22 protein-coding genes are annotated in these 26,697 nt (G+C 66.6%); 12 read left to right on the plus strand and 10 right to left on the minus strand.

Annotation, left to right across the window (positions count from 1 at the left end):
* Nucleotides 1–237 precede the first annotated feature (237 nt).
* Nucleotides 238–2,463, plus strand: coding sequence for a TonB-dependent siderophore receptor (locus tag FFS62_RS17680; protein WP_137974160.1), 2,226 nt, complete (start codon nt 238–240; stop codon nt 2,461–2,463).
* Nucleotides 2,464–2,547: 84 nt separating this feature from the next.
* Here the strand turns inward: FFS62_RS17680 and cueR are convergent, their stop codons facing one another.
* The 3 genes from cueR to FFS62_RS17695 all read right to left on the minus strand — a co-directional run bounded on the left by cueR (nt 2,548) and on the right by FFS62_RS17695 (nt 5,841).
* Nucleotides 2,548–2,988 carry a Cu(I)-responsive transcriptional regulator gene (gene cueR, locus FFS62_RS17685; protein WP_137974161.1) on the minus strand — a complete coding sequence of 147 codons (441 nt, stop codon included), beginning with the start codon at nt 2,986–2,988 and terminating at the stop codon, nt 2,548–2,550.
* The gene (locus FFS62_RS17690) at nt 2,985–5,369 is read right to left on the minus strand and encodes a heavy metal translocating P-type ATPase (protein WP_137974162.1); all 2,385 of its coding nucleotides are present in this window, start codon (nt 5,367–5,369) and stop codon (nt 2,985–2,987) included. Before FFS62_RS17690 ends, cueR begins: the two co-directional genes overlap by 4 nt.
* A 103-nt stretch (nt 5,370–5,472) precedes the next feature.
* Nucleotides 5,473–5,841, minus strand: coding sequence for a hypothetical protein (locus FFS62_RS17695; protein ID WP_137974484.1), 369 nt, complete (start codon nt 5,839–5,841; stop codon nt 5,473–5,475).
* 219 nt (nt 5,842–6,060) lie between these two features.
* Between FFS62_RS17695 and FFS62_RS17700 the strand changes: the two genes are divergently transcribed.
* A complete protein-coding gene (locus tag FFS62_RS17700; RefSeq protein WP_137974163.1) occupies nt 6,061–6,258 on the plus strand; it encodes a heavy-metal-associated domain-containing protein in 198 nt (65 codons plus the stop codon).
* 4 nt (nt 6,259–6,262) lie between these two features.
* Here FFS62_RS17700 and FFS62_RS17705 read toward each other — a convergent pair whose 3' ends face one another.
* Complete coding sequence (locus tag FFS62_RS17705; protein WP_137974164.1) at nt 6,263–6,892, minus strand: TetR family transcriptional regulator; 630 nt, start codon at nt 6,890–6,892, stop codon at nt 6,263–6,265.
* Between the two features lie 151 nt (nt 6,893–7,043).
* Between FFS62_RS17705 and FFS62_RS17710 the strand changes: the two genes are divergently transcribed.
* The 3 genes from FFS62_RS17710 (at nt 7,044) to FFS62_RS17720 (ending at nt 12,629) form a co-directional block, all read left to right on the plus strand.
* Nucleotides 7,044–8,192: an efflux RND transporter periplasmic adaptor subunit gene (locus FFS62_RS17710; RefSeq protein WP_371920153.1), complete on the plus strand. Its 1,149-nt coding sequence runs from the start codon at nt 7,044–7,046 to the stop codon at nt 8,190–8,192.
* A 12-nt stretch (nt 8,193–8,204) separates the two neighbouring features.
* Nucleotides 8,205–11,345, plus strand: coding sequence for an efflux RND transporter permease subunit (locus FFS62_RS17715; protein ID WP_137974165.1), 3,141 nt, complete (start codon nt 8,205–8,207; stop codon nt 11,343–11,345).
* A 96-nt stretch (nt 11,346–11,441) separates the two neighbouring features.
* A complete protein-coding gene (locus tag FFS62_RS17720; protein WP_137974166.1) occupies nt 11,442–12,629 on the plus strand; it encodes a multidrug effflux MFS transporter in 1,188 nt (395 codons plus the stop codon).
* Between the two features lie 11 nt (nt 12,630–12,640).
* Here FFS62_RS17720 and FFS62_RS17725 read toward each other — a convergent pair whose 3' ends face one another.
* The 3 genes from FFS62_RS17725 to FFS62_RS17735 all read right to left on the minus strand — a co-directional run bounded on the left by FFS62_RS17725 (nt 12,641) and on the right by FFS62_RS17735 (nt 17,932).
* Complete coding sequence (locus tag FFS62_RS17725) at nt 12,641–12,829, minus strand: hypothetical protein (protein ID WP_137974167.1); 189 nt, start codon at nt 12,827–12,829, stop codon at nt 12,641–12,643.
* A 67-nt stretch (nt 12,830–12,896) separates the two neighbouring features.
* Entirely contained in the window at nt 12,897–16,790 is a 3,894-nt protein-coding gene (locus tag FFS62_RS17730; RefSeq protein WP_137974168.1) for an EAL domain-containing protein, read from the minus strand.
* Nucleotides 16,791–16,918: 128 nt separating this feature from the next.
* The gene (locus FFS62_RS17735) at nt 16,919–17,932 is read right to left on the minus strand and encodes a zinc-binding alcohol dehydrogenase family protein (protein WP_137974169.1); all 1,014 of its coding nucleotides are present in this window, start codon (nt 17,930–17,932) and stop codon (nt 16,919–16,921) included.
* 159 nt (nt 17,933–18,091) lie between these two features.
* Here FFS62_RS17735 and FFS62_RS17740 point away from each other — a divergent pair, with 159 nt between their 5' ends.
* Genes FFS62_RS17740 through FFS62_RS17750 form a run of 3 tightly spaced genes read left to right on the plus strand, consistent with a single transcriptional unit; the run spans nt 18,092 to nt 19,870 of the window.
* The gene (locus FFS62_RS17740; protein WP_137974170.1) at nt 18,092–19,015 is read left to right on the plus strand and encodes a LysR family transcriptional regulator; all 924 of its coding nucleotides are present in this window, start codon (nt 18,092–18,094) and stop codon (nt 19,013–19,015) included.
* A 56-nt stretch (nt 19,016–19,071) separates the two neighbouring features.
* Nucleotides 19,072–19,338: a PepSY domain-containing protein gene (locus FFS62_RS17745; protein ID WP_137974171.1), complete on the plus strand. Its 267-nt coding sequence runs from the start codon at nt 19,072–19,074 to the stop codon at nt 19,336–19,338.
* A gap of 4 nt (nt 19,339–19,342) precedes the next feature.
* A complete protein-coding gene (locus FFS62_RS17750) occupies nt 19,343–19,870 on the plus strand; it encodes a cytochrome b/b6 domain-containing protein (RefSeq protein WP_137974172.1) in 528 nt (175 codons plus the stop codon).
* A gap of 141 nt (nt 19,871–20,011) precedes the next feature.
* Here FFS62_RS17750 and FFS62_RS17755 read toward each other — a convergent pair whose 3' ends face one another.
* From FFS62_RS17755 to FFS62_RS17765, 3 genes are all read right to left on the minus strand, one after another.
* Complete coding sequence (locus tag FFS62_RS17755) at nt 20,012–20,674, minus strand: TetR/AcrR family transcriptional regulator (RefSeq protein ID WP_137974173.1); 663 nt, start codon at nt 20,672–20,674, stop codon at nt 20,012–20,014.
* 220 nt (nt 20,675–20,894) lie between these two features.
* Nucleotides 20,895–21,299 (minus strand): hypothetical protein, encoded by a 405-nt coding sequence (locus FFS62_RS17760; RefSeq protein WP_137974174.1) that lies wholly within the window; start codon nt 21,297–21,299, stop codon nt 20,895–20,897.
* A gap of 20 nt (nt 21,300–21,319) precedes the next feature.
* Complete coding sequence (locus tag FFS62_RS17765) at nt 21,320–22,240, minus strand: LysR family transcriptional regulator (protein WP_137974175.1); 921 nt, start codon at nt 22,238–22,240, stop codon at nt 21,320–21,322.
* Between the two features lie 108 nt (nt 22,241–22,348).
* Between FFS62_RS17765 and FFS62_RS17770 the strand changes: the two genes are divergently transcribed.
* From FFS62_RS17770 to FFS62_RS17785, 4 genes are all read left to right on the plus strand, one after another.
* Nucleotides 22,349–23,695, plus strand: a complete 1,347-nt coding sequence (locus FFS62_RS17770) for an aspartate aminotransferase family protein (protein ID WP_137974176.1) — start codon at nt 22,349–22,351, stop codon at nt 23,693–23,695.
* On the plus strand, nt 23,692–23,979 hold the full coding sequence (locus FFS62_RS17775) for a cupin domain-containing protein (RefSeq protein ID WP_137974486.1): 288 nt from the start codon (nt 23,692–23,694) through the stop codon (nt 23,977–23,979). The genes FFS62_RS17770 and FFS62_RS17775 overlap by 4 nt, the downstream gene beginning before the upstream one ends.
* A 57-nt stretch (nt 23,980–24,036) precedes the next feature.
* On the plus strand, nt 24,037–25,533 hold the full coding sequence (locus FFS62_RS17780) for a CoA-acylating methylmalonate-semialdehyde dehydrogenase (protein WP_137974177.1): 1,497 nt from the start codon (nt 24,037–24,039) through the stop codon (nt 25,531–25,533).
* Between the two features lie 348 nt (nt 25,534–25,881).
* Complete coding sequence (locus FFS62_RS17785; protein WP_218569298.1) at nt 25,882–26,655, plus strand: gamma-glutamyl-gamma-aminobutyrate hydrolase family protein; 774 nt, start codon at nt 25,882–25,884, stop codon at nt 26,653–26,655.
* Nucleotides 26,656–26,697: the final 42 nt, after the last annotated feature.

The following is a 26,697-nucleotide window of genomic DNA, read 5'->3' on the forward strand; positions in this document are numbered from 1 at the left end:
TGCAGATGAAATATCGAAGCGTTGAGGGCAGGGCAGCCCATTGACATCCCGCTCCGACCTCGTAGCTGTCTAGGGCAGCGAATCAGGCAGCTTTCCGCCTTGAGCCAAGCAGGCAGCGTGGCCGTTTGCCATTAGCAGAGCGAAATCTCATTTGCAACTCTTTCGCAACAATAGGGATCTGTTTATGATGATAATTATTATCACCAACACTATTATAAACAGCTCGGAAGTATCTCCATGTCCCTGACTACCCCGCGTCACCAAGACGCCGCTGTTGTGCGCTCGTCCATGGCCCTGCGTCCGCTGGCCCTGGCAGTGCACATGCTGGCAGCCGGCACCGTCGTTGCTGCAATGCCTGTCTATGCAGAGCAGGCCAAGGCCGAAGAGGCTGTTACCCTGGATGCTGTCTCTATTACTGGGGAGGCCGACAGCGAGCTCGACGACGTCACCGAGGGTACTCAGTCCTATACCACCGGCTCCGCGAATACTGCCACGCCACTGAAAATGTCCCTGCGTGAAACCCCGCAGTCGGTCACCGTGGTCACCCAGCAGCGCATGGAAGACCAAGACCTGCAGACCATCACCGACGTGGTCAACAACACCACCGGTATCTCGCTGAACCGCTACGAGACCAGCCGTGGCCAGATCAACGCCCGTGGCTTCGAACTCAACTCGCTGATGATCGACGGCGTCCCCACCATCTGGGAACAGCCGTGGAGCTCGGGCGAGATCTTCGGCAGCCTGGCCATGTACGACCGCGTCGAAGTGGTGCGCGGCGCCAATGGCCTGATGACCGGTGCCGGCGATCCTTCCGCGTCCCTCAACATGGTGCGCAAACGCGCCAGCAGCACTGAGCTGAAGGGCTCGGTGGAAGCCAGCGCAGGTACCTGGGACACCTACGGCACCCTGGGCGACGTATCCATGGCGCTGAACGAGGAGGGTACCGTGCGCGCCCGCCTGGTCGGCGAGACCAACCAAGGCGATAGCTGGATCGACATGAATTCGAACCAGCGCCAGACCTATTACGGCACCATGGACATCGACCTGACCCCCGACACCACCCTGTGGTTCGGCCTGAGCCGCCAGGAAAATGAGACCGACTCGCCCATGTGGGGTGGTCTGCCGGTCTGGTATGCCGATGGCAGTCGCACCCACTGGAGCCGTTCCAAGACCACCTCTGCTGATTGGAGCAAGTGGGACAGCACCTACGAGACTTACTTCGTCAACCTGGACCATACCTTCGCCAACGACTGGCAGGTTAACCTCAGCTACAACCGTGGCGAACGCAAGGCCGACTCCGCCCTGCTGTACCTCTCCGGCAACCCCGGCAGGAATGGTTCCAGCGGCATGTACTCGTTCCCTGCGACCTACAAGACCGAGACCACCCAGGACGACTACAGCCTCCGCTTCAGCGGCCCGTTCGCCCTGTTGGGGCGAGATCATGACCTGGCCTTCGGCTATATCCACAGTGATCAGGACTTCGACGCCGATCAGATTCCGGCCCTGACCGGCATGGGCGGCATCCCGAACTTCGACGACTACAATGGCGACTTCCCCGAGCCGGTCTGGGGCGCACGCAGCGACTATGGTTCGTCGAAACTCGAGCAGCGCGGTGCCTATGCGGCGACCCGTCTGAACGTGACGGATGACCTCAAGGTGATCCTGGGTGCACGCCAGACCGACTATGAGAAGAATGGTGAAGAGTCGGGCACCGAGAGCCGTCTGGAGGACCGTGAAGTAACTCCATATGCCGGTGTGGTGTACGACCTGACGCAGAACCTGTCGGCCTATGCCAGTTACACCAATATTTTCCTGCCACAGGCCAGGCGCGATGCCAGCGGCCAGCAGCTCGACCCGATCATCGGCGACAGCTCGGAGCTGGGTCTGAAGGGCGAGTGGTTCGGTGGCCGCCTCAACGCATCGGCCGCCGTATTCGGCATCAAGCAGAACAACCTTGGCGTAGCCACCGGCGACCGCTTCCCGGGCACCTTCGAGAACATCTACGAAGCGGCCGATGTCGAGAGCAAAGGTTTCGAGCTGGAGGTCTCTGGTGAACTGGCGGCCGGTTGGAATGTGTCTGCCGGCTACACCCAGTTCCGCGTCGAGGATGAGGAAGGCCATGACGCCAACACGCTCTACCCGACCAAGCTGCTGCGTACCTTCACCACCTACCGCGTGCCGGGCATCCTCGGTGACAAGCTGACCATCGGTGGCGGCGTGAACTGGCAGGACGCCATCTACACCTACGCCACCAACCCGGCCGGCAACCGCGAGAAGATCGAGCAGGACGCCTATGCCCTGGTCAACCTGATGGCGCGCTACCAGATCACCGAGAATCTCTCGGCTCAGCTGAACGCCAACAACGTGACCAACGAGAAATACTTCGACATCTTCGATGCCTACGGCGCACTGACCTACGGTGCTCCGCGCAGCCTCACCGCGTCGGCGAAGTACAGCTTCTAAGGCGCTACCGCTGCGAGGTGATTCTCGCCACGCGCAAACGGAACGCCGGCCCCGAGGGCCGGCGTTCTGCATTCTGGCGGTTTGTCACCTGGCGCACTGCCTGGGCTTTGCGTCGCAGCCCTGCGCGGTGGCCGCAGTTCCCGACTCCAAATCCCGCAATATCGGGCAATCCGGCCGATGATCGCCCTGGCAGTGCTGTACCAGCTCACCCAGGGTGTCGCGCAGGGCGGTCAGTTCGGCGATCTTGCGGTTCAGTTCGTCGACATGGGCCAGGGCCAGGGCCTTGACGTCGGCGCTGGCGCGCTCGCGGTCCTGCCACAGGGTCAGCAGCTTGCCGACCTCCTCCAGGGAAAAACCGAGGTCGCGGGAGCGCTTGATGAAGGCCAGCACATGCAGGTCCTGGGCGCCGTACAGGCGGTAGCCGCTGTCCGAGCGGCCGGCTGGCTTGAGCAGGCCGATGGACTCGTAATAGCGGATCATCTTGGCGCTGAGCCCGCTCTGTCTGGCTGCCTGGCCGATGTTCATGGGCGTTTCTCCAGTTCGGGTTTCCAGGTGTTGAGCAGCAGGGCATTGCTCACCACGCTGACGCTGGACAGGGCCATGGCGGCGCCGGCCAGCATGGGGTTGAGCAGGCCGAAGGCCGCCAGCGGGATGCCCACCAGGTTGTAGACGAAGGCCCAGAACAGGTTCTGCTGGATCTTGCTCCAGGTGCGTCGGCTGATGGCCAGCGCCGCCGGTACCAGGCGTGGGTCGCCGCGCATCAAGGTGATGCCGGCGGCATGCATGGCCACATCGGTGCCGCCGGCCATGGCGATGCCGACGTCCGCCGCGGCCAGGGCAGGGGCGTCGTTGATGCCGTCGCCGACCATGGCCACCACTGCGCCGCTGCTTTTCAGCTCGGCGACATGGGCGGCCTTGTCTGCCGGCAGCACCTGGGCATGCACCCGGTCGATGCCCAGCACGCGGCCCACGGCGCCGGCGCTGCCGGCATTGTCGCCGCTGATCAGATGACTCTCGATATGGCGTTCACGCAGCGCGGCGATGGCTTCGGCGGCTCCCTCCTTGAGGCTGTCGCCGAAGGCCAGCAGCCCCAGCACTCTGGGCGGTTCGCTCTGCTCGATCAGCCAGGACAGGGTGCGGCCTTCGGCCTCCCAGTCGCTGGCCTGGCGCTGCAGTTCGCTGCTCAGGCCCAGTTCGTCGAACAGGCGCTGGTTGCCCAGGGCCAGCGCGCGTCCTTCGACCACGCCACGAATACCTCGACCCGCCAGGGCCTGGCTGGTGGATAGCGCTGGCAGGGCGATGCCCTGTTCCGCGGCTGCCTGCAGCACGGCATGCGCCAGCGGATGTTCGCTGCCCTGTTGCAGGGCGCCGGCCAGACGCAGCAGCTCGTTGTTCGCGATGCCCGCCGTGGCCAGGTGGACGATGCGCGGTTGCCCGGAGGTGAGGGTGCCGGTCTTGTCGAACGCCACCACCGTGACCTTGTGGGCCAGCTCCAGGGCTTCGGCATCCTTGATCAGGATGCCGTGGCGAGCGGCCACGCCGGTGCCGGCCATGATCGCCGCCGGGGTGGCCAGACCGAGGGCGCAGGGGCAGGCGATCACCAGTACCGCCACCGCATTGATCAGCGCCTGTTCCACGACTGCGCCGACCAGCAGCCAACCGCCGAGGGTGGCGAGGGCGATCAGCAGCACGACCGGGACGAACACGGCGCTGACCCGGTCCACCAGTTTCTGGATCGGCGCCTTGGCCGCCTGGGCGTCCTCCACCAGGCGGATGATCCGCGCCAGCACCGTTTCACCACCGAGTGCAGTGGTGCGCACCAGCAGGCGGCCCTCGCCATTGATGGCGCCACCGGTGACGGTGTCGCCCGGCACCTTGGCCACGGGCAGGCTCTCGCCGCTGATCAGCGCCTCGTCGGCCTGGCTGTGGCCCTCGAGCACTTCGCCATCCACCGGGAAGCGTTCGCCGGGGCGCACCACGATACGGTCGCCCAGGCGCAGGGCGGTGATCGCCACGTCCTCTTCGCGACCATCGACCAGGCGGGTGGCGCGCTCCGGGCGCAGGGCTTCGAGTGCGCGAATGGCGGCGCTGGTCTGGCGCTTGGCGCGGCTCTCCAAGTACTTGCCGAGCAGCACCAGGGCGATGACCACGGCCGAGGCCTCGAAATACAGATGCGGCGCGTGATGCCCGGCGGTGGCCCACAGGTAGAGGCTCAAGCCATAGCCGGCGCTGGTGCCTAGGGTCACCAGCAGATCCATGTTGCCGCTGCCGGCGCGCACGGCCTTCCAGGCGGCGGCATAGAAGCGCGCGCCGAGGATGAACTGCACCGGCGTGGCCAGGGCGAACTGGGCCCAGGCGGGCAGCATCCAGTGCAGCCCGGCCCATTCGGCGAACATCGGCACCAGCAGGGGGGCGGCCAGCAGCAGGGCGGCTATCACCGCCCAGCGTTCGCGCCGCAGGGCGGCCTGCGGATCGACTCTGGCCGACTCGCTGAGCAGGGCTGCCGAATAGCCGGCCTGCTCCACCGCGGCGATCAACGCGGCCACGTCCGTGCCTTCCAGCAGTTCGACGCGGGCGCGTTCGCTGGCCAGGTTGACGCTGACGTCGCTGACGCCCGGTACCTTACCCAGGGCCCGCTCGATGCGCCCGGCGCAGCTGGCGCAGGTCATGCCGCCGAGTTGCAGTTCCAGGCTCTGCCGCGGCACCGAATAGCCGGCGTGCTCGACGGCGGCCAGCAGTTCGCCGAGGCGTTCGCGCGGCGCGGTGATCCGTGCCCGCTCACTGGCCAGGTTGACCTGGCTCTGTTGCACCTCCGGCACCTGGGCCAGGGCACGCTCGACGCGACCGGCGCAACTGGCGCAGGTCATGCCACGGATGGGAAGGTCGAAAGTCTGCAGGGTGGTCATGGGGCGACTCCAAGGAATTCGCCCCTAGAATCAACCTTGACCTTGGGTCAAGGTCAAGCGCCGGTTTGTCGCATCGCCGCCCGCCGCATTGCCGAACCAGGCATCAGTAGTTGAGTGGCGCCGGAATCAGCTGCAGGCCTAGGGAGTCCATGGCGATGCGGTACTTGCTCACCTCGCCGGCAGTGACCCGTAGGGTCTGGTGGCGCAGCTGTTCGAAGCGCGGCTGGCAGTCGCCGCCGCCGAGCTGGCCGAGGCGCACCAGCACCTCGCCCGGCGGCAGGTTGAGGGTGATCGACTGGCCCTGATACAGGCGCGCGGTCAGGTTGCCCTGCAGGTACAGGCCGATCTCGCAGGGCGTGGAGACTTCCAGGCGCTCGCGGGACACGGTGAGCACGCCGTAGTCGATCGGCGTTGGCAGGGTCATGGGCGCCAGCGGGACGGCGGCGGGCAGGGGCGGCACCTGGACCGGCATCGCGGCCGACTCGGCCGTGGGTTCGGGCACCGACTCGTCGGCCAGGGCCGGCAGGCTGAGCAGCAGGAGCAGGGCAATGGGCAGGCGCATGGCGAATCCCTCCAGAGGCTCTGTGCAGCTTGGGCCAGGCTGGCGCGGACGACAAGTCGCAAGGCCTTGACCTTGCCCCGATGGCAAGCTCGATGCTGGTCTAGTCAACCATGCGATGAGGAAAACGTTATGCAGATTCTGAAAGTGTCGGGCATGAGCTGTGGTCACTGCGTGCGCGCCATTACCCGAGCGGTGCAGGCTGGCGATCCGGCGGCGGAGGTACAGGTCGACCTGGCGGCCGGCGAGGTGCGGGTGACCAGCCGCCTGAGCCTGGAGCAGCTGCTGGCGGCAGTACGCGAGGAGGGCTACGCGGCCGAGGCGGCCTGATCCGTCAGGCCGGCGGGTTCCACTCGCGCAGCAGGCCGCGCAGCTGCGCATCGATCAGTGCGGGGGTGTCCAGCAGCGGATCGAACAGCTGCGGGTCTCGGGTCCAGTCGGTGAACAGGCCGATGATCTGCGCATGCAGCGCTCGCGCGGCCAGGCGCGGAGTCATGCCCGGCAGCAGGCGCTCGCGGCAGGCCGGGCGGGCGAACAGCTGCTCGACCAGGCCGATGAACTGATTGACGAAGGCGTTGTGCCGTTGTTCGGCCTCGCGCAGTTCATCGGTGAACTCGCAGCGATGCAGCAGGATGGTGAAGATGCGCCGCCGCTGCTCGTCGCGGGCCAGGTTGGCGATCGCCTCGATGCACAGATCGCGCAGCGACAACAGCGGGTCCGCGCCGCCGCAGCCGCTGAGGCGCTCGGTCAGCTGCTCCGGCGGCAGGCGCACCTGGCTGAGCATTTCGTGAAACAGATGGGCCTTATTCTCGAAGTGCCAGTACACCGCGCCACGGGTGACCCCGGCGGCGCGGGCGATCTGTTCCAGGGTGCTGTGGGCCACGCCCTTCTCCAGAAACAGCTGCTCGGCGGCCGCCATGATGGCGATGCGAGTCTGCTCGGCTTGCTCTTTGGTTCGGCGCATGGCGGGTAGGTGGAATCCGTCTAGGCTCTTGTTTTGGGGAACTCAGTGTAATGAATTCTGTGCCGTTGTTCAGTTTACAGACGCCGATGTATGTAACTAGCATGGCACTCCTTCGAGGCTTTGCCCAATTCAAGACGTCATGGAGATGACCATGCTTGCTCGCTCGCTTCCGTTCGCATTCCCAACGCTTGCCCTGAGCATGCTGTTCAGTCCGTTGCTGCAGGCCGCCGAACAGGGCCAGCAGATGCCGCCGCCGGAGGTAGTGGTGGAGGCGGCCAAGGTCGAATCGCTGCCGCTGCAGTTCGAGTACCCGGCGCGCACCGCCGGCTTCCGCGAGGTGCAGGTGCGTGCCCAGGTCAGCGGCATCCTGCAGGAGCGCACCTACCAGGAGGGCAGCCAGGTCAAGCAGGGGCAGATCCTGTTCCGCATCGACCCGCGCCCGTACCAGGCCGCCCTGGCCCGCGCCAAAGGCTCGCTGGCCCAGGAGCAGGCGCGCTACCGGCAGACCGAGCGCGACCTCAAGCGCATCCGTGAGCTGCAGAAGAAGGGCTTCGCCAGCGAGAGCGAACTGGATAATGCGGTGTCCAACTTCGAGCAGAGCAAGGCCAATATCGAGGCGGCCAAGGCCGAGGTGCAGTCCAAGCAGATCGACCTCGACTACACCACGGTGGAGGCGCCGATCTCCGGCATCACCAGCAAGGAAACCGTGTCCGAAGGCAGCCTGATGGTGGCCGGCGACCCGAACGCCAGCCTGCTGACCCAGATCACCCAACTCGATCCCCTCTACGTCAACTTCGCCGCGCCGGATCGCGAGGTCTCCAGCGTGCGCAGCGGTCTGCAGAGCGGCAGCCTGGTGCGTGAGGGCGGCCAGCAGATGAGCGTGGAGATCAAGTTCGGCGACGGCACCAGCTACCCGCTGGAAGGCAAGGTCGACTTCACCGACAGCACCATCGATCGCGGCACCGGCACCGTCAGTGCCCGTGCGGTGGTGGCCAACCCGAACCTGGCGCTGATGCCGGGCCAGTTCGTGCGTGTGGTGGTCAAGGGTATCAACAAGCCCAACGCGATCACCGTGCCGGAGCGCGCGCTGTCCCAGGGGCCGAACGGCACCTTCGTCTATGTGGTGGATGATCAGGGCCTGGCGCGTATCCGCCCGATCGGCACGGCGCACACCGCCAACGGCCGCTGGGTGGTGGAGAGCGGTATCGAAGCCGGCGACAAGGTGATAGTCGAGGGCCTGCCCAAGGTTCACCCCAACGCGCCCGTCAAGGTGGTCGACGCCGCCCCTGCCAAGCAGTAAGGAGTCAGGCCCGTGATCTCCAGGTTCTTTATCGATCGACCGATCTTCGCGGCGGTGATTTCCATCGTCATCATCCTCGCCGGTCTCGCGGCCATGCGCGCGTTGCCGGTGGCCCAGTACCCCGAGATTCTGCCGCCGCAGGTGTCCGTGACGGCGGCCTACCCGGGCGCCAGCTCGCAGGTCATCGCCGAGACCGTGGCCGCGCCGCTGGAGCAGGAAATCAACGGTGTCGAGGGCATGATCTACCAGCTGTCCAACTCCGACAGCAACGGTGCCATGAGCCTGACCGTGTACTTCGACGTCGGCACCGACCCGGACCAGGCCACCATCGACGTCAACAACCGGGTGCAGGCCGCACTGGCCAAGCTGCCCGAGGAAGTGCGCCGGCAGGGCGTGAAGGTGGAGAAGAAGTCCTCCGACATCCTGCAGGTGGTGACCCTGTTCTCACCGGACGATTCGCGCGACCCGATCTTCATCAGCAACTACGCGCTGATCAACGTGATCGACGAACTCAAGCGTATCCAAGGCGTCGGTGACGCCAGCCAGTTCGGCTCCAAGGACTACTCCATGCGCATCTGGCTGCGCCCGGACAAGCTGGCGCAGTACGACCTGACCCCGAGCGACGTGGTCAGTGCCATCCAGGAGCAGAACTCGCAGTTCGCCGCCGGCAATTTCGGCAAGGAGCCGCTGTCGTCGCCGCAGGACTTCACCTACACGGTGAGCACCAAGGGCCGCTTCACCACGCCGGAAGAGTTCGAGCAGGTGATCCTGCGCACCGACGCGACCGGCGCCAGCCTGTTGCTCAGCGATGTGGCACGCGTCGAGCTGGGCGCCCAGGACTACTCCCTGGTCACCAGCCTCAACGGCAAGAAGAACGCCGCCTTCGGCATCTACCTGCAACCCGGCGCCAACGCCCTGGATACCGCCGAGGCGGTGCGCACCACCATGGAACGCCTGGCCAAGCGCTTCCCCGAGGGCATCGCCTACAAGATCCCCTACGACACCACCAAGTTCGTCGAGGTCTCCATCGAGGAGGTGATCCACACCTTCATCGAGGCCCTGGTGCTGGTGATGCTGGTGGTGTTCATCTTCCTGCAGAACTGGCGCGCCACGCTGATCCCGGTGCTGGCCATTCCGGTGTCGCTGATCGGCACCTTCGCCGGCATGTACATGCTCGGCTTCTCGATCAACCTGCTGACCCTGTTCGGCATGGTGCTGGCCATCGGCATCGTGGTGGACGACGCCATCGTGGTGCTGGAGAACGTCGAGCGGGTGATGCGTACCGAGAAGCTCAGCCCGCGTGAGGCGGCGATCAAGGCCATGGAGGAGGTGACCGGGCCGATCGTCGCCATCGTCCTGGTGCTGTGCGCCGTGTTCATTCCGGTCGGCTTCCTCGGCGGCCTGGCGGGGCAGATGTACAAGCAGTTCGCGATCACCATCGCGGTGTCGGTGGTGATCTCCGGCATCGTCGCCTTGACCCTGTCGCCGGCGCTCTGCGCCCTGATCCTCAAGCCCGAGCACAAGGAGCCGGCGGCGCCATTCCGCTGGTTCAACAACGCCTTCGAGCGCTTCACCAACGGCTATACCGCCGGCGTGCGCTTCTTCCTCAAGCGTTCGCTGATCGGTGTGGCGCTGTTCGGCGGCATGATCGCCATCATGGTCGTGCTGTTCGGCCGGGTGCCGGGCTCGCTGGTGCCGGACGAGGACCAGGGCTACGTGATCAACGCCTACTTCCTGCCGCCGGCAGCCTCGCTGAGCCGCACCGACCAGGTCACCAGCGCGGTCACCGAGGAGCTGATGCAGCATCCGGCGGTGGAGGACGTGGTGACTTTCGCCGGCTTCGACGTGCTCACCTTCGGTACCCGCAGCAACGCCGGGGTGTCGTTCGTTCCCCTGAAGGACTGGAAGGAGCGCACCACCGCGGAGCTCGATGCGCGCAACCTGCCGCGGCAGTTCATGGGCATGGGCGCCAAGCAGAAGGACGCCCTGGTGATGACCTTCAACCCGCCGCCCATCAGCGGCATGAGTACCACCGGCGGCTTCGAGGCCTATATCCAGGATCGCAGCGGCGGCTCCATCGAGGACCTCAGCGCGGTGGTGCAGAAGTTCATCGCCGCCGCGTCCAAGCGCCCGGAGCTGGCGGGGGTCAACAGCACCTTCCACGCCGACGTGCCGCAGTACTTCATCGATCTCGACCGCACCAAGGCGCGCGCCCTGGGCGTTGCGATCAACGATGTGTTCACCGCCATGCAGGCGACCTTCGGCAGCTACTACGTCAACGACTTCAACCTGTATGGGCGTACCTGGCAGGTCAGCCTGCAGTCCGAAGCGGACTTCCGCCGCAGCCCGGAAGATCTCAACCAGGTCTACGTGCGCTCCAGCGGCGGCGATCTGATTCCGCTGGCCTCGCTGGTGCGCGTGCAGCGCATCCTCGGCCCGGACTCCTACGCGCGCTTCAACGTCTACCCGGCGGCCAAGCTGCTCGGCGGGCCGGCGCCGGGCTACAGCTCCGGTCAGGCCCTGGAGGCCATGCAGGAAGTGGCCGACGAGGTGCTAGGCGAGCAGTACAACCTGGCCTGGATCGGTTCTGCCTTCCAGGAACTGGCGACCCATGGCTCGGGCAGTACCGCGTTCATCTTCGGCCTGATCCTGGTGTTCCTGATCCTGGCCGCCCAGTACGAACGCTGGACGCTGCCGATGGCGGTGGTCACCGCCGTGCCCTTCGCCGTGTTCGGCGCGATCCTGGCGATCTGGATGCGCGGCCTGGCCAACGACGTGTACTTCCAGGTCGGTCTGGTGACCCTGATCGGCCTGGCGGCGAAGAACGCTATCCTGATCATCGAGTTCGCCGTGCTGTGCCGCGAGGAGCAGAAGATGGGCATCTTCGAGGCGGCGATGGAGGCGGCCAAGCTGCGCTTCCGGCCCATCGTGATGACCTCGCTGGCCTTCATCCTCGGTTGCGTGCCGCTGGCCATCAGCACCGGCGCCGGCTCGGCCAGCCGTCACTCGATCGGTACCGGGGTGATCGGCGGCATGCTCGCCGCCACCCTGCTGGCGACCTTCCTGATTCCCATGTTCTACCTGCTGGTGGAGTCGCTGGCGGACAAACTGGACAAACGCAAGTCCAAGAACGAGGTGGTAGAGCCGCACTGACCTGCCGCTGCGGGGTGCGTACCCCGCCGGCTTGTATTCCGGGCGCCCCGCGGGGCGCCTTTCGTTTTCCGGGTAGTACCACGTTGTGGAGAACCGATGAATTTTCGCATCCTGCTGATACTGGGCACGCTCAGCGCCTTCGGGCCCATGGCCATCGATTTCTATTTGCCCAGCTTCCCGACCCTGGCGCGGGTGTTCGGCACCGATGTCGACCATGTGCAGATGTCGCTGGCCTCCTATTTCGCCGGTACCGCCCTGGGCCAGTTGATCTACGGCCCGCTGGCCGACCGTTTCGGCCGACGCAAGCCGCTGCTGGCCGGGCTGGTGCTGTTCACCCTGGCCTCGCTGGCCTGCGCCCTGGCGCAGAGCCTGGAGTGGCTGATCGTTGCGCGCTTCGTCCAGGCCCTGGGCGGCTGCGCCGGCATGGTCATCTCGCGGGCGGTGGTGCGTGACCTGTGCGACCCGCTGGCCTCGGCCAAGGTGTTCTCCAAGCTGATGCTGGTGATGGGCGTGGCGCCGATCCTCGCGCCGCTGGGCGGTGGCGTGCTGCTGCAACTGTTCGGCTGGCAGTCGATCTTCCTCGGCCTGGTGCTGTTCAGCGCCCTGTGCCTGGCGGCCGTATTGCTGTGGCTGCCGGAGACCCGCTCGGCGCAGTTTCCCGTCCAGCCGCTGGGCGGGGCGCTGGGGCGCTACTCGCTGCTGCTACGTGACCGCCTGCTGATCGGCTACGGTTTGACCGGCGGGGTGGCCATGGCCGGCATGTTCGCCTACATCTCCGGCTCGCCGTTTGTGTTCATCGATCTCTACGGCGTACCTGCCGAGCACTACGGCTGGCTGTTCGGTGCCAACGCCGCCGGCTTCATCCTCAGCGCCCAGCTCAACGGCTGGCTGCTGCGCCACCACGGCCCCGGCTACTGGCTCAAGCGCACGGTATGGATCTATTGCGCCGCGACCCTGGCGCTGCTGGCGGTGGCCATGGCCCGGCCGGCGCAACTGTGGCCGTTGCTGATCCCGCTGTTCATCACCACTGCCAGCCTGTCCTGCGTGCTGCCCAATGCCACGGCCTGCGCCATGGCTGGGCAGGGCGCCCATGCCGGCAGTGCCTCGGCGCTGATCGGTTCGTTGCAGTTCACCGTGGCGGCCGGCGCGTCCGGGTTGGTGGGCGCGCTGCACGACGGCAGCGCCCGGCCGATGGCGCTGGTCATCGCCGTGTGCGGCGTCATCACCGTGATCCTGGGGTTGCTCACCGCGCGACATGCGCGGCGTCACGCGCTGGAGTTCTGAGTGGCGGCCGATCAACCGGCGCTGCGCACCTCGGCGATGCCGCGCCCGGGCAGCGGATGCGGGGCCTTGAGGCGGGTCTGCAGCACGCGGACGAAGTCCCTGGCCTCGGCCTCGTTGCGGAAACTGACGCGATGCTGGTCCAGGCTGACCTGCCAGCGGGTGCCTTCGGCGGTCTTTACCTGGTGGATATCAATGTTCATCGCAGGCCTCCATGGAGACGGTGAAGCTCCAGTGTAGACCTCTGCCCCTCGCATTCCCTGACCTGAATCAACCGACCGACTGGTGGTCGCTGTGCAGCCAGTGGGCCAGTTGCACGGCGCTCAGCGGGCGGCTGAACAGATAACCCTGGCATTGCTCGCAGCCCAGATGGCGCAGGGCCTGCAGTTGCTCGGTGGTCTCCACGCCCTCGGCCAGCACGCAGAGCTTGAGGTTGCGCGCCAGGCCGATGATGGTGGCGACTATCTCCAGGTTGGCCTGGTCCTCCGGCACGCCACGCATGAAGCTCTGGTCGATCTTCAGCTTGTCCAGCGGGAAGCGGCGCAGGTAGGCCAGGGAGGAGTAGCCGGTGCCGAAGTCGTCGATCGCCAGCTTCAGCCCCAGCCCCTTGAGCGCGGCCAGGGTGGCCTGGGCCTGCTCGACGTTCTCGATCAGCGCGCCCTCGGTGATCTCCAGCTCCAGATGCTCGGCCGGCAGGCCGCTATCGTGCAGGGCCTCGCGCACCTGTTGCTGCAGGTCGGCCTGGCGGAACTGGCGGGGTGACAGGTTGACCGCCAGCGTGTGCAGGTCCAGGCCCTGCTGGCGCCAGAACTGCATCTGCCGGCACGCCTCGCGCAGCACCCAGTTGCCGATCGGCACGATCAGCCCGGTTTCCTCGGCCAGGGGGATGAACTGGGCCGGGGAGATCATGCCGTCGCTGCTGTTCCAGCGCAGCAGCGCCTCCACGCCGATCGGGTGACCGTCGTGGCCGCGCACCAGAGGCTGGTAGTGGAGGATGAATTCGTTGCGTTTGAGCGCCTGGCGCAACTGGCCTTCCAGGGTCAGGCGGGTGTGCGCCTGGCGGGTCAGGCCCTGGGTATAGAAACGGAAGGTATTGCGCCCCTCCTGCTTGGCCTGGTGCAGGGCGCTGTCGGCGTTGCGCAGCAGGTCGTCGCTGCTCTGCCCATCATCCGGGAACAGGCTGATGCCGATGCTGGCGCCCAGGTAGGCTTCGCGGCCATTGCCCAGCGGCAGCGGGCGCTCCAGCAGCTCGATCAGGGTGCGGGCGATGCCGGCCGCCTCCTCGGGGCGCTGCAGGTTCTCCAGCACCACCAGGAATTCGTCGCTGCTCAGCCGCGCCAGGGTGTCCTCGTTGCGCAGGCGTTGCTGCAGCCGCCGCGCCACGGCCACCAGCAGCTCGTCGCCGACCTTGTGGCCGAGGCTCTCGTTGATGGTCTTGAAGTTGTCCAGGTCGAAGTACAGCACCGCCACCCGCTCCTGGTGCCGTTGCGCGTGCTCCAGGGCATGGCCGAGGCGCTCCATGGCGTAGAGACGGTTGGGCAGGTCGGTGAGGGTGTCGAAGTGGGCCAGGTGGGCCAGGCGCTCCTGGCTGTCGCGGTACTGGCTGAGGTCGGTGAAGGTCAGCACGTACTGCGGCTGTTGCGGATCGCAGTCGCGTACCCGGCTGACGGTGAGCCAGAAGGGGAAGCGCGAGCCGTCCTGGCGGCGGCTGTTCATTTCGCCCTGCCAGTGACCGCTGTCCTGCACCTTGCGCCACAGGGTGCGATAGCGCGCACGCTCCAGGCTGTTGCCCGGCAGCAGCGGCAGGCGCCGACCGACTGCCTGTTGCGGGCTGAGCCCGGTGATGCTGGTAAAGGCAGGGTTGCTGGTGAGGATGCGCCGCCGCGCATCGACTATCACTACCGCCTCCTGGGTGCTCTCGAATACGGTGGCGGCCTGCTGCAGGGCGCGCTCCTGCTGCTTGCGCACGCCGATGTCCTCGACCACCGAGATGAAGTAGTGCGGCTCGCCGTTGGTATGGCGTACCAGGGTGGCGCTTAGGTGGGCCCAGAGCACCTTGCCGTCGCGGCGCAGGTAGCGCTTCTCCAGGGTCAGCCGTTGCAGCTCGCCGCTCAGCAGCTGGCGGGTCAGGTCGAGGTCCTTGTCCAGGTCGCCCGGGTGGGTGATGTCCTGGAAGGTCAGCTCGAGCAACTGCTCGCGGCTGTAGTCGAGCATCTGGCACAGGCGTTGGTTGACCCGCAGCCAGTGGCCGTCCGGCGCCAGGTGGGCGATGCCGACGGCGGCCTGCTCGAAGGTGGCGCGAAAACGCAGTTCGCTCTGCAGGCGTTCGGCGTCGCGCTGCTGCTGACGCACGGCGATGCCGGCCAGGCGGGTGAACTCGGTGACCAGCTCGATATCCTCGCGGCTCGGCCGGGACTGGCGCCGGTAGTAGATGCCGAACACGCCGAGCACTTCCTGCTGGTCATTCTTGAATGGCAGCGACCAGCACGCCCGCAGCCCGGCCAGTTGTGCCTGCTCGCGGAACTCGGTCCAGTTGGGGTGATTGTGGATGTCCTCGACTATGGTCAGCTCGCCGCTAGCGGCGGCGTGGCCACAGCTGCCCAGTTCGAGCCGTGCCGACATGCCTTCCACCGTGGCGGTATAGATGGCCGGTAGGCTGGGCGCGGCCAGCACCCGCAGCACGCCATCGTCCAGGCGCAGGATGGACACCAGCATCTCCGGGCTGATGCGCTCCAGGCGCAGGGCCATGTCGCTCAGGCTCTCCTGCAATGGGCGCTGCGCCAGCATGCGGTCGAGCACCGCGTTGCGTGCCTCCTGCAGGGCCTGGGTGTGGCGTCGCTCGTGGATGTCGCTGAGACTGCCCCGTAGGCCCAGGCCGTGCTGCGGACCGGCTGCCAAGCGCAACGATACCCAATGTGGGCGGCCGCCGGCATCGCGCAGGCGCAGCTCGCCGAGCCAGCTGCTCTGCTGGTGGGCGACGACGGCGGCGATGTGCAGTCCGGCCGCCTCGCGTTGGTCGTCCTCGATGAAATCCAGCAGCGGGCGGCCAATGCTCTCGCGGATGCTGTAGCCGGTGATGGTCTGCCAGGCCGGGTTGACGAAGGTCAGCCGACCGCCGCTGTCGGTGAGGAAGATCGCCTCGTGCAACTGCTCCACCAGCTCGCGGTAGCGCGCCTCGCTGGCTTCCAGCTCCTGGTGGGCGCTCTTCTGCTGGCCGAGGTCGATGTCGACGCAGTACAGCTCCACCTGATTGCGCGTGTTGCGCAGGATCAAGTGGCTGGAATAGACGTGTACCTCGCTGCCGTCGCGGTGCTGCAGGGTCAGTTCGGCGGCGGGGATGGCCGGGCCGCCGATCATCCAGCTCTGGATGTCGCTGACTACCTGGTTGCGCATCGACGGCGGGATGATCAGTTCCTCCAGACGCCGGCCCATGGCGTCGGCCACGTCATAGCCGTACAGCTGGGTGCTGGCCTGGTTCCAGAAGATCACCCGGCGCTCGCGGTCGTAGCCCTGCACGGCGATGCGCGGGGTCTGCTCGAACAGCTGGCGGAAGCGCTGCTCGCTCTCGCGCAGGGCCAGTTCGTCGCGTTTCTGTCCGCTGACGTTCTGCACGCTGCCGTGGGCGCCGCCAGCGCCATAGTTGCCACGCAGCATCAGCCACACCGGGGCATCGCTGTTGGGGCGATTCAGGCGCACGTTGATCAGCAGCGGCTCGCCATCGTCCAGCAGCGCCTGCAGGGCGCGCTGGGCGGCATTGCGGTCGGCGGGGTAGAGCCAGCTCAGCAGGTCGTCCAGGCTGCCCCAGGCGTCCGTCTCCGGGCGTTCGAACAGTTGCAGGGCCTCGCTGGACCAGTGCAGGCGGCCGCCGCTGTGCTCCCAGGTGCCGAGGCCGGCCTCGCCCTGGGCCTGGCGCAGCTTGCGTGCGTGTTCGCGCAGATCGCGCTCCAGCTGCTGCTGGGCGTTCTGCTCGTGGCGGCACAGCAACAGGATCAGCAGGCCGCTGAGGCCGACGAAAATCAGGCCCTTGGCGGTCTGCAATCCGGCCTGGGTGGCGGCGTCCAGTTGCAGTGTCTGCAGCAGCAGATCACTGAGGACGATCCAGGCAACGCTGAACAGGAGGTAGATGCCGGCCACGCGCACTGGCCGGTTGATCCTGGGCTGCATCCTGAACCCTCAGCAGTCACGGCGGAGAAGGCCCGGACCACTGCTGAAAGGTCCGGGTCCACTGCAGTCTAGCCGCTTCGCCGCGAGCTGCCGCCTGGCGTCCGTTCGATCTGACGGCGGGTCGTGGCTCAGAAGCCTTCGAGCACTATCTTGCCGCGCGCCTTGCCGCTCTCCAGCAGCGCGTGGGCGCGGCGCAGGTTGGCGGCGTTGATGTTGCCGAAGTGCTCGCCGAGGGTGGTCTTCAGCACGCCGTCATCGATCAGCTGGCTGACCCGGTTGAGCAGGCGATGCTGTTCGACCATGTCGTCGGTCTGGAACAGCGAGCGGGTGTACATGAACTCCCAGTGCAGCGACAGGCTCTTGCGCTTGAGCTTGACCACGTCGAGCTGCGCCGGGTCGTCGATCAGCGCCAGCTTGCCCTGGGGCGCCAGGGCCTCGATCAGCTGGTCGAGGTGCTGGTCGGTATGTGTCAGGCTGGCGACCATGCTCACCTGCTCGATGCCCAGCGCCTTGAGCTGCGGCAGCAGCGGCTGGCCGTGGTCGATCACATGGTGGGCGCCCAGTTCGCGCACCCAGTCCTGGGTCTCGCTGCGGGAGGCAGTGCCGATCACGGTCAGGCCGGTGAGCTGGCGCGCCAGCTGCACCAGGATCGAACCGACCCCGCCGGCGGCGCCGATCACCAGCAGGCTGTCACGGCTGTCGCCCTTGCCTTCGCGTACGCCGAGGCGCTCGAACAGCAGCTCCCAGGCGGTGATGGCGGTCAGCGGCAGGGCGGCGGCGCGGGCGAAGTCCAGCGAGCCGGGCATGCGCCCGACGATGCGCTCGTCCACCACGTGCAGCTCGCTGTTGGCGCCGGCACGGTCGATGGCGCCGGCGTAGAACACCCGGTCGCCGGGGCGGAACTGCTTGACCTCGTCACCCACCGCCACCACCACGCCGGCCACGTCCCAGCCCAGCACCTTGGCCTGGCCGGCCTCGGGCGAGACGTTGCGGCGGATCTTGGTATCCACCGGGTTGACCGAGATGGCCCGCACATCCACCAGCAGGTCATGCGGGCCGGGCTGCGGTGCCGGCAGCTCGATGTCGAGCAGGGCCTCGGCGTGGTCGATGGGGTGGGATTGGTAGTAGGCGATGGCTTTCATTGCGGCGTGATCCTCGAAGGGGCGCGATGGCGAAGTCGATGTTCCAGCTTAGTCGGCGTACCGGCTGGCGTTAGGCGCATGTTCGGTTAATTGCCTGGCGAGAAAAACCGCGCTGCCATAGAGTCTCTTTCAATCTAATTTTGAAAATAGGGCCCTGCCATGCTGCGCTTCGATGATCTCGCCCTGTTCGTGCGCACCGCCGAGCTGGGCAGCCTGTCCGCCGCCGCCCGCGAGCTGGACTGTTCGCCGGCCGTGGCCAGCGCCGCGCTCAAGCGCCTGGAGGCGCAGCTGCAGGCGCGCCTGCTGTTGCGTTCCACCCGCAGCCTGCGCCTGACCGCCGAGGGCGAGCAGTACCTGGCCCATGCCCGTGCCGCGCTGCTCAGTCTGGAGAGTGGGCGCCAGCAACTGGCCGGAGCCAAGGCTGAGATCAGCGGCGTGCTGCAGATCGCCGCGCCGTCGGACTTCGGCCGCAACGCGCTGCTGCCCTGGCTCGACCAGTTTCAGGCCGAGCGCCCGCAGCTGTCGCTGCGCCTGCTGCTCAGCGACCGCAACGCCGACCTGTTCCGCCAGCCGGTGGACATCGCCCTGCGCTATGGCGAGCCGGAGGACTCCAGTCTGGTGGCGCTGCCAGTGGCGGCGGACAATCGCCGCGTGCTGTGCGGCGCGCCGGCCTACTTCGCCCGCCACGGCATGCCGCGGGTGCCCGCGGAGCTGCGCCGGCACAACTGCCTGCTGTACATGCTCGGCGGCCGCGTGCACGAGCGCTGGAGCTTCGCCGCCGGCAAGCAACGCGAGGCGCTGACGGTGAGCGGCAACCGGGTCAGCGACGATGCCGACGTGGTGCGGCGCTGGGCCGTGGCGGGGCAGGGGCTGGTGTATAAGTCCTGGCTGGACGTGGCCGGCGACGTGCAGGCCGGACGCCTGCGGGTGGCGCTCGGCGACTGGCAGGGCGAGCCGACCCCGCTCAACCTGATCTGCGCCCACCGTGACCAGCTCAGCGGGCCGGTGCGCCTGCTGCGCGAATTTCTCCAGCAACGCTGTGCAACACTGTTGCAGCGCGCACCCTGGCGCGCCAGCGCCTAATATGTGCGGCGTCGGCCTGGCCGGCGCCCTGTCATCCAACAAGAAGGAAACCATCCATGCGCAAACTGCTGCTGCTCTCCCTCGTCCTGGCCAGCCCGCTGGCTCTCGCCGGTCCGCAGTGCACCACCGCCGACAAGGCCCAATGGCAGGACCAGGCCAAGTTCCAGGAAGACCTCAAGGCCCAGGGCTACGAGATCAAGAAGTTCAAGGTCACCAGTGGCAACTGCTACGAGATCTATGGCTGGAACAAGGACAAGCAGAAGGTCGAGATCTACTTCGACCCGGTGTCCGGCAACGCGGTGAAGACCGAGATCGAGGACTGACCGGATGAGCCGGGAAACCCTGCAGCTATGGGACCCGCTGGTGCGCCTGTGCCACTGGTCCCTGGTGCTGGCCTTTGTCGCCAACTACTGGTTCACCGAGGCGGGTGACGACTGGCACCGCTGGCTCGGCTACTACGCGGTGGCCTGGCTGGCGGTGCGCCTGGTCTGGGGTTTCACCGGCCCGAACGCGGCGCGCTGGGCGGACTTCTGGCCGACTCCGACGCGCCTGCGCGAGCACTGCTCGGCGCTGATCCAGCGGCGCCCCTATCACCGCCTCGGCCATTCGCCGATCGGCGCGCTGGTGATGGTGCTGATGATGCTGATGATGCTCGGCCTGGGCGTGACCGGCTTCCTGATGGAAGAGGTGGACTACTTCTGGGGCGAGGATCTGCCGCTGCAGATTCATGACTTCTTCGCCGACGCCCTGCTGGCGCTGGTCTGCGTGCACCTGCTGGCGGCGCTGGTGGAGAGCCTGCGCCTGCGCGAGAACCTGCCGCTGTCGATGATCACCGGGCGGCGCCGCCGGCTCTAGGCCGGTTGGCCCGCGAGGCTCGAGACCTGGCCCGGATGCGATCCGAGGCGGGGCTTCGGTGCTGCACATACCCGGATTGCATCCGGGCTACCTGGCGTGCCCTCTCCGTTCACCAGAGAGGGCAGGGCAGAGGACGGTGCCTCAGCTGCGTGCCGGTGGGGTCAGGCCGAGGCCGCCGAGGATGATGCGTTCGAGGTTGTCGGCGGCGCTCTCGAAGTCGGCCTTCTTCAGGCTGCTCTTGCCGGTGTAGAGGCAGATCTGGCTGGCGAAGTCGGCGTAGTGCTGAGTGCTACTCCAGAGCAGGAACAGCAGGTGTGCAGGCTCCACCGGGGCCATCTTGCCGGCGTCGATCCAGGCCTGGAACACCGCGGTGCGGCTCTCGAACCACTCACGGTAGTTCTGGTTGTAGTGGGCGGCCAGCTGCTGGCCGCCGCCGATCACTTCCATGGCGAAGATGCGCGAGGCCAGCGGCTGGCTGCGGGAGAACTCGACCTTGGCGCGAATGTAGCGGCTCAGGGCCTCGGCAGGATCGTCGGCGGCCGTCATGCTGTCCAGAGCGTTTTCCCACTGGCAGAGGATGTTGTCCAGTACCGCGGCGTACAGGCCCTGTTTGCTGCTGAAGTAGTAGTGCAGGTTGGCCTTGGGCAGCCCCACCGCCTGGGCGATGCTGTTCATGCTGGTGCCCTTGTAGCCATGGCGGGCGAACTCCACCTCGGCGGCGGCGATGATGGCTTTTTCGTTCTTTTGGCGGATGCGGCCGGCGGGTTTGCCGGTGCTGGAAGCAGGGGCGGGGGCTGCAGGCATCGAGGGGGTCCGTACTGATGATCGGTTTTGTGTGCGAACAGATACCGCAGGGCGGGTCACGAAACAACCCTCAGGCGTCAAAAACGTGTGTTGTTCAGACGAAGCCTGCATTTGGCTCGGTAAAACCCCCTAAGATGCGCCAGAAAAGCGTCATTTTGGTGCGTTTTGCAGCTGCTGGAAAAATGGCGATCGCCTAGTGGTACGGGCGTTCCAGCTGTTTTCAGCTGTCGTCGCCGGTCTCTGAATGATCGGTCGAGACGTGAATGCGCAACCCGTCGGCACCGCGGGTCAGGTTGTAGGATTCGCGCCAGGCGCCGATCACTTCGCCGCCGCTATCCAGCAGTTCCCAACTGATGCTCGCCAGCACGGCTGCGCAGCCGAGCGGGGTGATCTCCAGGCCGTGGAAGCGGCAGCTGCGGCAGCCCTGGGCGAAGTACTGGTCGACGATGCCCTGGAAGTAGTCGCCGATGTCCGCGGCCGTGGCGAACAGGCGCGCCTCGCCGGCCGCATTCAGCGCCAGATAGGGCGCGCCGTAGCGCCGGGCGATCAGCGCGCCGTCGAACTCGGCGAACGCCGCGACGAAGTCCTCGAAGAAGCGCCGTACCTCGTCCTGCAGTGCATCCATCGCGTTGCTCCTTTTATTGCTCAGCTGGTGCCGGCCAGCGCCTCGAGGAAGGTCTCCAGCACCAGCTGCGGGCGGCGGCCCTTGCGGGTCACCGAGGCCATGGTCAGATCGTAGAAGCGTGAGGTCGGCTTGAGCACCCGCAGGCGGCCCTGCTGCACCCACTGCTGGGCGTAGTGGTCCGGCAGGTAGCCGATGTAGCGCCCGGTGAGCAGGAGGAAGGCCATGCCCTCGCGGTCCGAGGCGCTGGCCGTGCAGTTGAGCACCTGATACTGGGTCTGGATCTCCGGCGGCAGGCGGAAGGTCGGGGCGATGGCGTCCTGGGCATTCAGGCGGGTGTCGGACAGCTGGTTGTCGTCCACATAGAAGAGGGGGTGGCCCACCGCGCAATACAGCTGCGAGCGCTCGCCATACAGCGGCTGGTACTCCAGGCCGGACAGGGCATGGCTCTGCGGCACCACGCCGACATGCAGGCTGCCGTCCAGCACGCCCTGTTCCACCTCTGAGGGCGGCGTCATGCGGATCTGGATGCGCACCTCCGGGCCCAGCTCCTTGAGCCGCGCCAGCGCATGGGTGATGCGCATGTGCGGCACGGTGACCAGGTTGTCGGTGAGGCCGATATGCAGCTCGCCGCGCAGCTCGCGGTGCAGGCCGTTGACCCCGTTGCGGAAGCTCTCCAGCGCGCCGAACAGCTGCAGCGACGACTGATACACCTCGCGGCCTTCCTCGGTCAGGGCGAAGCCGGCGCGGCCGCGCTGGCACAGGCGCAGGCCCAGGCGCTGCTCCAGATCGCTCATCTGCTGGCTGATGGCCGAGCGGCCGATGCCCAGCACGCTCTCGGCGGCGGAGAAGCCGCCACACTCCACCACGCTGCGGAACAGGCGCAGCAGGCGGATCTCGAAGTCGCTGACCTGGGCCAGCGGGTCTGCACGGCGATTACTCATTGTTTAGTTATCACTGAACTTAAAGTGAGAAGATTTGGATTTTCGTGACTTTATGCCCGTGGCACCTTGCATGGCAACAAGACCACAGTGCCGCTCTGGAGAGCCACGATGAACATGCCGCAGACTGCCACCCCGTCCCTGGCCAGCCAGCTCAAGCTGGACGCCCACTGGATGCCCTTCTCCGCCAACCGCAACTTCAAGCGTGACCCGCGCCTGATCGTGGCCGCCGAAGGCAACATCCTCATCGACGACCAGGGCCGTCGCGTGTTCGACAGCCTCTCCGGCCTGTGGACCTGTGGCGCCGGCCACAGCCGCAAGGAAATCCAGGAAGCAGTAGCCAAGCAGCTCGGCACCCTCGACTACTCGCCGGGCTTCCAGTACGGCCACGCGCTGTCGTTCAAGCTGGCCGAGAAGATCGCCGATCTGCTGCCGGGCGAGCTCAATCACGTGTTCTTCACCGGTTCCGGCTCCGAGTGCGCCGACACCGCGGTGAAGATGGCCAAGGCCTACTGGCGCCTGAAGGGCCAACCGAGCAAGACCAAGTTCATCGGCCGCGCCCGTGGCTATCACGGCGTGAACATCGCCGGCACCGCCCTGGGCGGCATCGGCGGCAACCGCAAGATGTACGGCCAGATGATGGACGCCGACCACCTGCCGCACACCCTGCAGCCGGGCCTGGCGTTCACCAGGGGCATGGCCGAGACCGGCGGCGTGGAGTTGGCCAACGAGCTGCTCAAGCTGATCGAGCTGCACGACGCCTCCAACATCGCCGCCGTCATCGTCGAGCCGCTGTCCGGCTCCGCCGGCGCCATCATTCCGCCCAAGGGCTACCTGGAGCGCCTACGCGAGATCTGCACCCAGCACAACATCCTGCTGATCTTCGACGAAGTGATCACCGGCTTCGGCCGCATGGGCAAGTGGAGCGGCGCGGAATACTTCGGCGTCACTCCGGACATCATCAATGCCGCCAAGCAGATCACCAACGGTGCCATCCCGCTGGGCGCGGTGGTGGCGTCCAAGGAGATCTACGACACCTTCATGCACCAGGCCATCCCTGAGCACATGATCGAGTTCACCCACGGCTACACCTACTCGGCCCACCCGGTCGCCTGCGCGGCCGGCCTGGCCACCCTGGAGCTGCTGGAGAAGGACAACCTGATCCAGCAATCCGCTGACCTGGCGCCGCACTTCGAGAACGTCCTGCACGGCCTCAAGGGCAGCAAGCACGTGATCGACATCCGCAACTGCGGCCTGGTCGGTGCCCTGCAATTGGCCCCGCGTGACGGCGACCCGACCATCCGCCCGTTCGAGGCCGGGATGGCCCTGTGGAAGGCCGGCTTCTACGTGCGCTTCGGCGGCGACTGCCTGCAGTTCGGGCCGACCTTCAACACCAAGCCGGAAGAGCTGGACCGCCTGTTCAATGCCGTCGGCGACGTACTGAACAAGGTCGACTGATGAGCCGACCCAAGGCGGTGCCCACCGTGCAGGTGGAAAACGACCGAGTCATCGTCACCGAGTGGCGCTTCGCCCCCGGTGCCGAGACCGGCGCCCATCGCCACGGCTACGACTACGTGGTGACGCCGATGACCGACGGAGTCCTGCTGCTGGAAACCCCGGAAGGCGAGCGTCACGCGCCCCTGGTGGCCGGCCAGTCGTACTTCCGCCAGGCCGGCGTGGAGCACAACGTGGTCAACGCCAGCGATCACGAAGTGATCTTCGTCGAAACCGAAATCAAATGATTCGCGGCGGCTGCGCCCAGCGCGGCCGCCCCACAGAACACCAATGAGGAAACACCCATGAGCACCGTCGCCCACTTCATCAATGGCGAAATCGTTCTGCGCAACGGCCGTACCGCCCAGGTCTTCAACCCGTCCATCGGCGAGCCGGTGCGTCAGGTCGAGCTGGCCGACCGCGCCACCATCCAGGCCGCCATCGACGCCGCCAAGGCGGCCTTCCCGGCCTGGCGCAACACCCCGCCGGCCAAGCGCGCCCAGGTCATGTTCCGCTTCAAGGTTCTGCTTGAGGAGCACAAGGACAAGATCGCCGCGATGATCAGCGAAGAGCACGGCAAGACCCTGGAAGACGCCGTCGGCGAACTGCAGCGCGGCATCGAGAACGTCGAGTACGCCTGTGGCGCCCCGGAGCTGCTGAAGGGCGAATACAACCGCAACGCCGGCCCGAACATCGACAGCTGGAGCGACTTCCAGCCGCTGGGCGTGGTCGCCGGCATCACCCCGTTCAATTTCCCGGCCATGGTGCCGCTGTGGATGTACCCGCTGGCCATCGTCTGCGGCAACTGCTTCATCCTCAAGCCGTCCGAGCGTGACCCCAGCTCCACCCTGTTCATCGCCCAGCTGCTGCACGAAGCCGGCCTGCCCAAGGGCGTGATCGGCGTGATCAACGGCGACAAGGAAGCGGTGGACGCGCTGATCGAAGCGCCGGAAGTCAAAGCCATCAGCTTCGTCGGCTCCACGCCGATCGCCGAATACATCTACACCGAGGCCAACCGTCGCGGTAAGCGCGTGCAGGCCCTGGGCGGCGCCAAGAACCACGCGGTGGTGCTGCCGGACGCCGACATCGACAACACCGTCAACGCCCTGATGGGCGCCGCCTACGGCTCCTGCGGCGAGCGCTGCATGGCCATCTCCGTGGTGGTCGCCGTGGGTGACCAGGTCGCCGATACCCTGGTGGCCAAGCTGACTCCGAAGATCCAGGCACTGAAGATCGGTGCCGGCACCTCCTGCGGCCTGGACATGGGTCCGCTGGTCACCGGCGCCGCGCGCGACAAGGTCAAGGGCTACATCGACGCCGGCGTGGCCCAGGGCGCCAAGCTGGTGGTGGACGGCCGCGGCCTGTCCGTGGCGGGCAACGAGGCGGGCTTCTTCGTCGGCGGCACGCTGTTCGACAACGTCACCCGCGAGATGAGCATCTACCAGGAAGAGATCTTCGGCCCGGTGCTGTGCATCGTCCGCGTCGGCAGCCTGGAAGACGCCATGCAGCTGATCAACGACCACGAATACGGCAACGGCACCTGCATCTTCACCCGCGACGGTGAAGCCGCACGCCTGTTCTGCGACGAGATCGAAGTCGGCATGGTCGGCGTCAACGTGCCGCTGCCGGTACCGGTGGCCTACCACAGCTTCGGCGGCTGGAAGCGCTCGCTGTTCGGCGACCTGCACGCCTACGGCCCGGACGGCGTGCGCTTCTACACCAAGCGCAAGACCATCACCCAGCGCTGGCCGCAGCGCGCCAGCCACGAGGCGGCGCAGTTCGCCTTCCCGAGCAACGGTTAAGTGCTAACCAGGGCTGGTCTTCGGACCGGCTCTTTTTTTACCGCCCGGCTGGCGACAGTGGCCGGGCAGCGCGTTTTGCTCCCTCTCCCGTTCACGGGAGAGGGTTGGGGAGAGGGGCAGTCAAACGACGCCCTCTCCCCCAGCCCCTCTCCCACCAGTGGGATAGGGGGGTAACCCTGCCGCGCGGGCGCGGCATTGGTGCGGTAACTCGCCGGCGTCCTGCCGGCGGGAAGCGGCACCCCTTGGGTGAGCGGGTTCACGGTTGTTCGTGGCCCGGTAACCCGCTGTCCCAAGGGCAGCCCACTTCAAAATCAAAATGAAGAGGACACCCTTGCAATGAACAAACCCATGATTGGCCTTCCCCTGTGTCGCTGGCAGCTGACCGATCGCGACATCGGCTGGTTTCATCTGGTGGGCGAGAAATACATCCAGTCCGTCACCGGCTTCGGCGCCTTCCCGCTGATGATCCCGGCCTTCGGCGACGACCTGGACATGGAGACCGTGCTCGACAGCGTCTCCGGCATCATGTTTGGCGGTTCCCTGTCCAACGTGCACCCCAGCTTCTACGGCGACGACCATCCCGGCCTGGGCCTGGCCGACAAACCCCGCGACGCCACCGTGCTGCGCCTGATGCGCGCCTGCATCGACCGTGGCATTCCCTTCCTCGGCATCTGCCGCGGCGTACAGGAACTCAACGTGCTGTACGGCGGCACCCTGCACCGTGAAGTGCACAACGTGCCGGGCCGCCTGGACCACCGCGAAGTGAAGGATGTACCGGACAATGTGGCCTACGGCCCGATCCACAAGGTCGCCCTGACCGAGGGTGGCGTGCTGCACAGGCTGCTCGGCGAGCGCGAGATCAGCGTCAACTCGCTGCACGGGCAGGGCGTCGATCGACTGGGTGAGGGGCTACAGGTCGAGGCCGTTTGCGAGGATGGGCAGATCGAGGCGGTCAGCGTGATTGGCGCCAAGGCGTTTGCCGTGGGCGTGCAGTGGCACCCGGAGTATCGCTATTGGGAGAAGGCCGATTACAACGCGCTGATTGGGGCGTTTCATGAGGCGGCGAGGGAGTATCAAGCTGCCAAGGTGGTTAAGCGGAGGGAGGCTGTGGGGGCTGCGTAAGCTTCTTGCGATTGAAATAAAAAGCCCGTCTCTCGACGGGCT

Source organism: Pseudomonas sp. F(2018) (genome assembly GCF_005508865.1).
Classification (GTDB): Bacteria; Pseudomonadota; Gammaproteobacteria; order Pseudomonadales; family Pseudomonadaceae; genus Aquipseudomonas.